This window comes from Imperialibacter sp. EC-SDR9 (assembly GCF_902498805.1).
Lineage (GTDB): Bacteria > Bacteroidota > Bacteroidia > Cytophagales > Cyclobacteriaceae > Imperialibacter.
Map to the genome: position 1 here is coordinate 753,750 of NZ_LR701637.1, position 9,012 is coordinate 762,761.

Consider the following 9,012-nt stretch of genomic DNA (forward strand, 5'->3'; position numbering starts at 1 on the left):
CTTCAATTTCAGGACTAGCGTGTCTGGTAGAATCCAACCGGATCGTACCCAGGACGATAGTAACTAATGTTTAAACGAGGAAATCTCTTCGACGTTGCTATGAGGCTTTGTTCAAAATAAAGAAAGACTATAGGTCGCTCTTCGTGCAGAATTTGTTGCAATTTTTTCAAATGAATGGCCATCTCTTCTCTTGAGGTAGATAAGATAGCCTTTTCAATTTCCCGGTCGCTTTCATCAGTTCCGAAGCCAGAAAAATTCATTTTACCCGGAGCAGCCGACGCAGTGTGGAACAGCGGTGAGTAATCATAGGCCCGTGGCGAGCCAACAAATGAATAGAGCACAGCTTCGAACTGGTGCGATCGCAGCCTTTTTAAAAGAGTGCCTGACTCCTCCGGCGCCAGGTTTACCTGCACGCCTATTTTCTTGGCTTCACTTTGGATAATGAGCGCTATTTTTTGATAGTCCGGATTTGTTCCATTGTAAGTGAGTTCGAAATCAAGCGTTTCTCGAGCATCATTTTTCCAGTTATTCCCGTCGAAGTTCCATCCTGATTTTTCAAGAAGCACCTTGCTTTGGTCTGGGTTGTAATTGTAGACGCTAATGTCGTCGTTGTACAGATCCGACAACACCGGGTTTACTGGCCCGACGGTAGGCTCAGCATAACCCAGGCGCACTGCGTCGATAATGCCCTGAACGTCAATAATATGGGAAAGAGCAATTCTCACGTCCTTGCTGCTAAATTTTGGCCAACGGGTATTAAAGCCAAAAAACACAAACTTGAATCCAGCTTGTCTGTAGAGATTAAGAGTGTTTGAGGTTTTGTTGAAGGCTTCCAGCTGAACAAACTCGGTGGCGGGCACCTGGGTAATAACGTCTACTTCATTGTTTTGCAAAGCAAATCTGGCGGCCGTAGGGTCAGTAATCATCACATAGTTGATCCTGTCAGCCAATTGGAACTGTGAGGGCAGCTTCTCTTTCTTTGTTTCAGTCAGTGCCAGGCTAATGCTTTGGTCAGGATAGTAGCTCTCGATTTGGTAAGGGCCAGAACCGTTGAAGTAGACGGAATCGTAAGGGGCAATGCCATTGAACGTCTCGAAGTATTTTTTTACATCATCCGGGGCGTTGTCCTCGTTAAAGCTACCTATCTCTTCCAGGCTATAATCTCTCAGTGTTTTTTGAGGGTCAAAAATGTTTTCGGGCATGACAAGGAAATCTCCGGCTACTGACCTGCTATATTCCGGGTTGCCATGCGTTTCGAGCTGAAAAAACCGGGCGTTGGAAGAGTCTGGGTAAAAAGCTTTGATGGCATCTAAATGAAAGCTTCCTGAGGAAATGCCGCTTCTGAGCCTGCATTTATTGAGTTTTAAGGTAAAAAGCACGTCTTCTTTTGACACAGGAGCCCCATTTGCCCATTTGGCCGAGCTCTTTAGCGTAAAGCCGAATAAACTAATTGTGTCATTTATAGTTATTTTTTCAGAAAGTTCCGCTAAATTTGAAACTATCTTATCCGTCGAATCTCTTTCGCTTAGAAATTGAAATATAATCCCATCGAACTCGTTTGTTTTGATGGGCGAAAAACTTTCGGGAAAGCTATTGATTTGAATCCTCAATTGCGAAGGATAATCAACCTGCGAAGTGCACCCAGCTAGAAAGAGTAGAGAATAACCTAATAACCTTAATTTCTGATTCATAAAAAAAGCCCCTCAAAGAGGAGCTAATTTAAAACCTGAGAAATGATTATTAGTAATTTATCGGATTATTTTCCTCCTGTATCCCACTCTGAATCACCTCCGTCTGTTTTGATGATGCGGAGTGATTTCTTAGCCTTTTTTGAAACCTGAGAAGTGGTTGTTTTAGGAGCGGAAAAATAAAGCCCTAATGATAGAATCATAAAGAAAACATACTGTGCCATAGGTCAAGCGATTTAAATGATTAAAATTGTATGGCACGAAGATGTGGCTGTGCTTTGGAAAAAAAACTGACACTTTGTAACTTGACGTAACTATAACAAAATATAGTTCTAGTAGTGTAAATATTAACCTAGTGAGTATTTAGCAAGTAAGTAATTGTATTGAAATGGAGGAGATAAAAAAATTAGTGCGGATTATAACAACAAGAGTAAAGAAGAACGTTTCGCTGATTGATGTTATTAGCCACGATGAAAACCCTAGCAAAGAGCAGCAGTTGTTTAACGGGATTCAAAAAGGGCTGTATAATACGGATGATGAAGCCTCTTTGGGCATGTATGAATCGGATTCTACCGACCAGCGCTTCCGGATGCTCAAGTCACGACTGCGGTACAAGCTCTATAATTTGCTTTATTTTGTTGACTTCAACGACTCTAAAGTAAATATCGGATTCCCGTATGAGCAGGAGTGCCACAGTTACATATTCCGAGCGAAAGTATTGTTTAAAGAGGGTGAATATGATTTGGCAGAGAAGCATGTAAATAAGGCACTTGCCATTTCCAGAGAGTCGGAATTTACAGAGTTGACTTTATCAGGGCTTAGGATGTTGAGGTTGATTTATTCCGAGTTGTGCAGGCCTAATCATCTTAGAAAGACCCTGGGTAGAATTAAGAAGTATGAAGAATTGCTTAGAGCAGAAGAAGAGGCTGAGAGTATCTTCTGCATGAAGAAAATGCAACTTCAAAAGTCAGTTCATTCCAGGAAGACTCACCTCGATTCGACGTTGAAATCGGTGCAACAATTGCAAGCTCTCTGGGAGAAGAGTAAGTCATACAATGTATTTGAGAAGTATTACAGGTTGAAAATAAGGTCTAATGAGCTTCTGGGGGAGTTTGAAGGAATTCTTCAAGTTACGGGAGAGGCTGAAGAAATGGTAAAAAAGGGGATAATTAATCCGCTTAGGTTTGATGTAAGATACAACGTTTACATAAAGACATATGCATACCTCAGGGCGAAGGATTACAAGAATGGTATGAGCTATGCAAAGGCTGGTTTGGAGCATATCGGGCGCTCTTCACGCAATTGGTTTTCTCATATGGAGAACTACTACTTAATGGCCCTGCACAGCGGAAACTACGAATTGGCGGAGGATTTGATTGGTCAGGTGTACAGGAATCCACACATGGAAAAGATTTCGCAAAGGGCAAAAGAGAGGTGGGAGCTGTACAAAGCCTACTTATATTTCCTTATGCCAAATAGGGACGTGGAGGATGTGCTCGATTTCTCCAAGATTTATCAGAAGCTGCCCTTTTACACTCAAGACAAGCAGGGGCTCATGGTCGCCATTATGATCCTCGAGTTTATCGATTTAATGAAGAAAGATAAACTGGATATTGCACTCACCAAATTGCCAAACACAGAAAAGTATATTTATCGCTACCTCAACGAAAACCCGGAAAGCCAGCGGGAGAAGCTGTTCCTTAAGCTGATTACTATTATGGTGGAAAGCAGCTTTAATCCAACCGTAGCTGCCAAGAAGGGAGAAAAATATTTCAATAGGCTGAAAGGCACGCCAGAACCTGGTGATGCATTTGCAGAGATAGAAATTGTGCCTTACGAACAACTATGGGAAATGATGCTACAAAATATGGAGCATTCATTTGTCAAGCTGGACTTCGGCAGGTAGATGAAACTTTGATTAGGTCGATGCTTGTCATATGTTGATATGACAATATAACCCTGCTGGCTCTGTCAGCAGGGTTTTTATTTTTTTAGGCTGTGTGAGACAGATTTTCTAAAACGACTGCATTTCGATCAGCCTTGAGTAAAGGCCTGCTCTGGCAATCAACTCATTGTGGGTTCCCTGCTCTGCGATTTGTCCATTCTGTAATACCACAATAAGGTCAGCATTTTGTATCGTGCTCAGTCTGTGGGCAATCACTACCGATGTGCGGTTTTTCATCAGGTTGGTAAGGGCCTCCTGCACCAGCTTCTCCGACTCCGAATCAAGTGCCGAAGTGGCCTCGTCGAGAATCAGTATAGGCGGGTTTTTGAAAATAGCCCGTGCGATGCTCAGTCTTTGCCGCTGACCACCGCTGAGTTTCACGCCTCTATCTCCTATTTCTGTATAATACCCTTCCGGCATTTCAGCAATAAACTCATGTGCATTGGCGATTTTGGCCGCAGCTATTACTTTTTTCTCATCAGCATCGGCCACGCCAAAGGCGATATTATTCAACACCGTGTCGTTAAAGAGAATGGACTCCTGGGTAACAATGCCCATCTGCTTGCGAATGGAGTCCATGGTGTAGGAGGTGAGCGGTTTTCCGTCGATGCACACATCCCCTTCATTGGGGTCGTAGAACCTTGGAATAAGGTCTGAAAGTGTGGATTTACCACCTCCGGAGGGGCCGACAAGTGCTACTGTTTTCCCCTTTGGGATACTTAGGTTGATATTTTTCAGTACGAGTTCTTTTTCGTAGGCAAACGAAACGTTTTTAAATTCTATAGACGTGCTGAAAGAGGGAAGCACCGTGGAGCTCCTGGCGTCAGTAATGGCCGACTGCGTATCGATAACCTCGAAAATTCTTTCTCCGGCAGCCAGACCACGCTGGATATTGCTAAATGAAGACGACATAGCCTTTGCCGGAGGTAATATTTGCGAAAATATGATAAGGAATGCAAGAAACTCTGAGGGAGTAAGGGTGGAGTTGTCCTGCAGGATGAGGTTTCCACCAACGAGAAGGATTCCAGCGACGACCGAAACGCCGAGAAATTCCGAAATCGGCCCGGCCATTTCATACCTTCTGGCAATAGACACATTCTTTCTGGCGTAGTATTGAACCTCTTTTATGAACTTTTGGAACACAAACCTGGTAGCAGTGAACGCCTTGATAATCCGAATGCCGCCGATGCTCTCGTCGAGGATGTTGTTGATATTTCCCAAAGCCTGCTGGCTTTGATGAGCCCGCTTTTTGAGTCGCCTGGCGATACCTGCAATGAGCCCACCTGAGATAGGCAGTAGGAGCATGGTGTATAAGGTGAGTTCCACAGACATGCTGAACAGCACAGCGAAGTAGCCTATGATCATGGCTGGCTCTTTGAACAGCACTTTAAGTGTGCTAACCACTGAATGCTCTACTTCCTGCACATCGTTGGTAACCCTGCTTACGATATCCCCCTTTCTGCGCTCGGTAAAAAAGCTGACTGGGAAAGAGAGGATGCGTTCATACACCAGGGTGCGGAGGTTCTTGATGACCAGCGCTCGTATTTTTGCCAGCATTACTGCGGAGAGATACCTGAATAAGTTGGCGAGAAACACTGAAATTACGATGACTGCGCAGACAAATTTCAAGGCGCCGGTTTTTCCAGCGGTGTCGATAAAGCCAGAAAAATGATAATAGAAAAGGGATTTGAAATAGTCGACGCTGATCGTGAACTCGGGTAGGCGTTTAAGGTTCTCTAACTTCTCCGGCTCTATCTGGTCAAAGAGTATTTCGAGCAGTGGGATGAGTACAGCAAAGTTCACCAGGCTGAATACAACCTGGAGAATGGTGACCAATATATAAGTGGGAATAAACTTCCCGAAAGGGCGGGCAAAAGAAAGAAGTCTGAAATAGGTTTTCATTCAACTACTTGAAGTGAGGGCGCAAAGGTAGAGTGTAATGGTGTCAATTAGAAATAATGATGTTTTGTGTCGGTATTGAGCCGGATGCCAAAACCAAAGAACTGATCATTGTTACGCAGCGAAATACTTTCTTGTTGCTCTTTGCGGTAAATGAATCTGGCATCGATGAAAAGATTGTGGAGCAACTGATAGCTGGCCTGTAAGCCCACAAGGTTGATTTTTGTAGCCACTCCCTGGCCAGTAAAATTCCCAAATTCTCTTTCAAAGGTAGCATAGGGAAGTAGTGGATTTCTGCCCCAGTTCGACGCTAATATATCCTCACCCTGGGAAGCAAGCATTGCCCTGGCAGTGAGCTGAAGCTTTCCAATTGGTTGATACCTTAGCACAGCCACCCATTCTTTGAAATTTGCCCCCAGCGGGTTGGCGAGCGGTTGCCGGTAATGCGTGAAGCTGGTGTAGCTGCTCTGATGGGCGTATGTGTAAGGCCGTGCGTAGTTGTGTTCAAGCTGAAGGTCGAGATTGGAGATGTTGCCCACGTCCACCCACTTCAAGCCGAGCTGATAGGCGTATTTATTCGACCACCAGCCTGTCTTGTTTTTCAGGTTGGTAAACGATAGTTCATCCAGCAGGAATTGCCCATAAGCCGAAAAGTGGCGGGCAAAATTCCATTTGGCATCAAAGCCAACAAGCACATTGTCGGGGCTGCCCAGCTGCTGTTCGAGCCCCCTGTAGAAGATAAACGGGTTAAGATAGTTGGGATCGAACGAGCCGGTTCGTAACGAGTCTTCCGGCGAAAACATCACTGCCTCAAAAAGACCGACATTGAAGTTTTTGGTGACTTGCCAGTTGAGCTGGTGCATCACCAGGTTTTTGTTGGGAAATTCCTTAGTGCCCAGCAGCCCATCGTTGTAGTAGAAAACATCGGCCTTGAGCCTGGCGATAACGTTGGTATAATTGAACTTCCAGATCTTCGCATTGAAACGGAGGAAAAAGTAGTTGTTCGAAAAGTCGGAAAGAAACATCGACCGCATGCCGTTGCCCACAAAGAGTTTATCGTGGCCAGCCTGCAATTGGATGTGTTTTGTGGGACTAAAAGTTAAATAACCATTGGCAGTAATATAGTCGGTTCCGGCCTCACCAAATCGCTTCCAGAAGCCTTCGTTGGGCACCACGTGCCAGCGGTCGATCCAACGCTGCGTGTAGGCCGGAAACACTGCCTGATTCTCGGTGAGGTAGGTGTAGAAGCCCAGTTTTTCATCGATTCTGCCCCGCACTACTATTCCACGTGTATTGATAAATGGTGTTGAGGGCGAATTTGGGTCGTGCCCAACATCAAACTGAAAAACAGGGCTAACATGAAGGTCAATACCATCTTCCCCCACGTGAAAGGCATCGGATGATGTTCTGTAGAAATATTTTAGGATGGGTTTTTTGCTGGTGGGTGCTGCTTCCAGACTGTCGGTAAAGAACTCCCAGTTGTCCTGTCGAAGATATTTTTCGTTGAACTTGTCAGACGAACTCTCAAAAACACCCAGGCTGGACACCGAGTCGGTAAAAGCAGCTACCGACTGGCGCAGAGTTGGCTTGAAAGAACTGAAATAGCCATCGTGCATCTTGCCGCTTTTGATCTCGTACCGGTCAAGCAGATGGTAGTAGTCGCTCCACAACGGCACGTTGGCACTTTGTGCAAATGACTCTGTTAAAGCCAGGCAAAGTAAAAGAAAGAAGAATGCTAAGTGTTTTTGCATGCAGCCACTAAAATAACAGGTTTATCTGGTTAACAAATGAGCTGGCTCACTGGTAGCACAATTGTGCCAGGGTCCAGCATAGCGTTGATGAGTGTGACGGATTCAAAGAATTTAATGTCGTTGACGGCTATTTTTCTTTCGGAGATCAGGCCTTTTTCAAGCAGTGATGCTCTTTTGGTACCAGCCAGCAGGGGCTCTGCGGGAGTGTGCCATTTCGATCCATCCCAAAAACAAACATTGGCATAGCTACAGTCGGTAAGGAGGCTATTTCGGGTGATCAGTATCTCGTCTGCTCCCCCCTTTCCGTTGAAAAGCATATTGATCGCTGATCGGTCGGCATACTTGTGACGGTAATCGAGGTTGTTTGCTTCCACTACTCTTATCGATTGGATTGGTCTGACAGAGTAGGGCTCTATTTCAACTTTGTTAAGCTGTTCACCATAAATTACCCTCGCCTTATAAATAGTGGTGCTGTCAAGTTGGGAAGTATCGAGTACCTCCAGAAGGTTGATCGGTGGCAGCCCAACTCCAAAAACTTCCAGTCGGCTTGCATCGAGCCGTCGCTGGTGCCATGGCAGGTTTTGGGGCTGCCCGTTAGCTATTTTGATAGACTCCAATAGTAGGCACATACACCTTGTCGATTAGTTCCTGATATTCCTGCTGCGCATGGCTTTGGGCTGTGATGCCTCCTCCGCTTCGGTAAAAAAGTTGATCGCCAGCCTTTTCTATGTAGCGGATCAGCACGCAGCTGTTCAGGCTGACCCCATCAAAGTATCCGGCAACACCAGTATAGTAGCCTCTTTTTTCACCCTCAGCTTCCTTTATGATCTGGCAAGTCATTGGCTTCGGAGCACCGCAAATAGAGCCGGCAGGTAACAGTTCCGTTATAATTTCTCCCAGATTTGATTCATATCCACTTGGCAATCTGCCGGTAATTTTTGAACTGGTTTGAAGCAGGTGCTTGCCGTTGGTGCGAATTTCTTCTGTATACCTGAATTTTTCCACCCGCACGTCGTGGCTCACCCTGCTCAAGTCGTTTCTCAGTAGATCCACCACTGTCACATGTTCGGCAAGTTCCTTTGGGTCGTTGAGCAGCCTGGTTGCCGCCCCAGGCAAATCAGCATCAATTGTGCCTTTCATAGGGCAGGTTTCAATAGTATTTCCTGAAATTCTCACAAAAGTCTCTGGGGAAAAAACTACCCACTCGCCTTTGTAGAACATTTTGTATTTGGCGGATGAGGCGTGATAGATGTCGGGTAGGCTAGCCGATGTAATGAGCTCAGTTTTGGCGGTAAGATTCACTAAAAAGGAATTGCCGGCTTGCAAATGCTGGTAAACATGATTAAAAGCCTTTTTATACGTTTCAAAAGCCGGATATATTTTTTCGGCGTGGACAGAGATAGCCTCTTTTTCCCGGTGATTGGAAAACCCTTCGAAGTTGAACAGGATATTTTCGTCAATGAGTGAGTCAACGTCCCAAACTTTCGGTTTCTGCAGCTCAAAGTCGACCACAAAAAAGAATGGAACCCTATCTTTCCCCTTCTTGTTGACCAATTCTATGAATGTGGATAGACTCAAATGACTGATTATTAAACTTCAAAGCAATAGCGTCCTAAACGAATAGAGTAGGGAGGTGTGAATTAAGTATCTCAAAGTTAGCTTTGAGTTGCACAACAAAAGACTACACCTCCCATGGTAAATCTAAACTTATTCTCGCAGATCATCTCAA

The 9,012-nt window shown here is 44.9% G+C and carries 7 protein-coding genes; 1 reads left to right on the top strand and 6 read right to left on the bottom strand.

Translation table 11 applies throughout. The features are described from left to right. Positions 1–14: 14 nt before the first annotated feature. Together GC130_RS28465 and GC130_RS28785 are read right to left on the bottom strand one after the other, a co-directional pair. A complete protein-coding gene (locus tag GC130_RS28465; protein WP_152001758.1) occupies positions 15–1,691 on the bottom strand; it encodes an ABC transporter substrate-binding protein in 1,677 nt (558 codons plus the stop codon). A 65-nt stretch (positions 1,692–1,756) separates the two neighbouring features. Next, on the bottom strand, positions 1,757–1,912 hold the full coding sequence (locus GC130_RS28785) for a hypothetical protein (protein ID WP_193218049.1): 156 nt from the start codon (positions 1,910–1,912) through the stop codon (positions 1,757–1,759). Between the two features lie 164 nt (positions 1,913–2,076). On the opposite strand from GC130_RS28785, the gene GC130_RS28470 reads away from it, so the two are divergent. Next, on the top strand, positions 2,077–3,594 hold the full coding sequence (locus tag GC130_RS28470; protein WP_152001759.1) for a hypothetical protein: 1,518 nt from the start codon (positions 2,077–2,079) through the stop codon (positions 3,592–3,594). A 108-nt stretch (positions 3,595–3,702) separates the two neighbouring features. Here the strand turns inward: GC130_RS28470 and GC130_RS28475 are convergent, their stop codons facing one another. From GC130_RS28475 to GC130_RS28490, 4 genes are read right to left on the bottom strand one after another with little or no spacing between them, the layout of a single operon-like run. Next, positions 3,703–5,535 (bottom strand): ABC transporter ATP-binding protein, encoded by a 1,833-nt coding sequence (locus GC130_RS28475; protein WP_152001760.1) that lies wholly within the window; start codon positions 5,533–5,535, stop codon positions 3,703–3,705. Positions 5,536–5,582: 47 nt separating this feature from the next. After that, positions 5,583–7,283, bottom strand: a complete 1,701-nt coding sequence (locus GC130_RS28480; protein ID WP_152001761.1) for a hypothetical protein — start codon at positions 7,281–7,283, stop codon at positions 5,583–5,585. A 29-nt stretch (positions 7,284–7,312) separates the two neighbouring features. Further along, positions 7,313–7,912 carry an aminotransferase class IV gene (locus tag GC130_RS28485; RefSeq protein WP_152001762.1) on the bottom strand — a complete coding sequence of 200 codons (600 nt, stop codon included), beginning with the start codon at positions 7,910–7,912 and terminating at the stop codon, positions 7,313–7,315. Beyond that, positions 7,878–8,861, bottom strand: coding sequence for an aminodeoxychorismate synthase component I (locus tag GC130_RS28490; protein WP_152001763.1), 984 nt, complete (start codon positions 8,859–8,861; stop codon positions 7,878–7,880). Before GC130_RS28490 ends, GC130_RS28485 begins: the two co-directional genes overlap by 35 nt. Between the last annotated feature and the right edge of the window lie 151 nt (positions 8,862–9,012).

Bases quoted from the DNA above. Each gene is read 5' to 3' on its own strand.
- GC130_RS28470 (WP_152001759.1), top strand. From the start codon at position 2,077: ATGGAGGAGATAAAAAAATTAGTGCGGATTATAACAACAAGAGTAAAG.
- GC130_RS28485 (WP_152001762.1), bottom strand. From the start codon at position 7,912: ATGTGCCTACTATTGGAGTCTATCAAAATAGCTAACGGGCAGCCCCAA.
- GC130_RS28785 (WP_193218049.1), bottom strand. From the start codon at position 1,912: ATGGCACAGTATGTTTTCTTTATGATTCTATCATTAGGGCTTTATTTT.
- GC130_RS28475 (WP_152001760.1), bottom strand. From the start codon at position 5,535: ATGAAAACCTATTTCAGACTTCTTTCTTTTGCCCGCCCTTTCGGGAAG.
- GC130_RS28465 (WP_152001758.1), bottom strand. From the start codon at position 1,691: ATGAATCAGAAATTAAGGTTATTAGGTTATTCTCTACTCTTTCTAGCT.
- GC130_RS28480 (WP_152001761.1), bottom strand. From the start codon at position 7,283: ATGCAAAAACACTTAGCATTCTTCTTTCTTTTACTTTGCCTGGCTTTA.